The following is a 1,496-nucleotide window of genomic DNA, read 5'->3' on the forward strand; positions in this document are numbered from 1 at the left end:
GATTGCCCCGGGAAATCGGCATCGTGATGAACATGGTCGTAGGGCAGGGCCATTTCCGCAAAGGGGCCGACGAGCAGGTCGACCACCCCGGGCCGGGTATCGTCAAAGAAAACCCCAAGCTCCAGCTCATCCCGGTCCGGATGAGCACGGAAAAGATCCCTGACCCGGCCAGGCACCTTCTCGATCGAGACCGCCTCGATCCAGTCGCCCGGGCGACGGTCACGGGCCCAGGACGGTACTGCCAGTTTCCCTGTTGCGTCTTGCGACTTCTCCCAGCGATTGAATCGATTGCCCGGCTTTTCCTTCATGCTGTTCCCCCTTTATCTGGCCTGAACCTGAAATGCTTCAGGCACCATGTTTCGACTACCTGGCGGCCCGGGCGCGCAGTGCCCTGGCGACTGACTCGTGAATGGATACCGCCACCAGCAGTGCAAGGCCCAACACCCCCGCAAGGATACCAATATTGACCATCACACCATCGCCGGAAGGCGGCGTGATGACAATGAAACGGGTCACCACCCCGCTGGCGAAGTACTCGCCCCAGTTGGAGAGACAGGTCGCCAGGAGCATGGTGGCCGGCAGCGTGAGCGGGCTCCTCTCAACCATCTCCGCATACAGTCCCGAGGCGATACCCAGACAGCAGCCCGCGGCCAGCGCCACATGCGCCGGCCCACGCCATGATTCCGGAACGAAAGCACCCAGCAGGCCCAGGCCCGTCTCCATGTAATGCCAGGCCACGCCGTTGATGATCGGCATGGGAAAGGGCTCACCGGCCAGCCAGTACAGGGCCAGCAGCTTGGTGGCCGCATCGAGCCCAATCAGGCCAAGCAGTACCACGGGCACCGTCCAGGTACCCGGCAGGGTCAATAGCTTTTTCATGCACAGCCCTCCGGCAGACAGAACCCAATCGTTCGCGCCCGCGGACGCGATAGCGCGCATTGAAGCAGTTCGGGGCCAATCGTGGCGGGGCTGCAAGCTTGCAGGAAAGCTCCTGCAGCGGAAAGCCGGGTTGATTGGATAGACTGTCTGATCATGCGGGATAGCGATCAAGGGGGCGCAACGCCAATGGCCAAGGACTTCATCTGCATTGCAACCGGCAACGGTGTCGCCAATTTGCCCGTGCTGCTGGATCTTGCAAAGCCCGAGGACAAGATCCACTGGCTGGCATCGCCCCAGGCGACTGAACAGGAGTGGATAAAGCATCCTCATCAAATCCTGTGGGACCGTGGCTTCAGAAATCAGGACGTGTTGCGCGGCATGGCCCACGCCCACGACATCCACCGTGGACTCAGCAAGCAAATCGACAAGGTCAGTGACGAGGTGATTCTGGTCAGCAATGGCGGGACCAAGCCCATGCAGATCGCTCTCATCACCGGCCGCAACGGTTCGCTCTACATGATCGAGTCCAAACGCAGCCAGATAATGAGCGGTGGCGGAGGTTCCATACGAAAGGAACTGGATGCCCGTGCTCACAATATCCGGGCAGCGGGGACTAA

General features: G+C 61.0%; 3 protein-coding genes. 1 reads left to right on the forward strand and 2 read right to left on the reverse strand.

What is annotated here, in order from left to right; genetic code table 11:
• A partial coding sequence (locus tag VCB98_RS13820; protein WP_346053526.1) for a hypothetical protein occupies nt 1-308 on the reverse strand: 308 nt, incomplete at its 3' end.
• 55 nt (nt 309-363) lie between these two features.
• Nucleotides 364-879 (reverse strand): hypothetical protein, encoded by a 516-nt coding sequence (locus tag VCB98_RS13825; RefSeq protein ID WP_346053528.1) that lies wholly within the window; start codon nt 877-879, stop codon nt 364-366.
• 186 nt (nt 880-1,065) lie between these two features.
• Between VCB98_RS13825 and VCB98_RS13830 the strand changes: the two genes are divergently transcribed.
• Nucleotides 1,066-1,496, forward strand: a 431-nt coding sequence (locus tag VCB98_RS13830; RefSeq protein ID WP_346053530.1) for a PDDEXK family nuclease, incomplete at its 3' end; no start/stop codon positions are given.

The sequence above is a fragment of the Natronospira elongata genome, assembly GCF_034931365.1.
GTDB lineage: Bacteria > Pseudomonadota > Gammaproteobacteria > Natronospirales > Natronospiraceae > Natronospira > Natronospira elongata.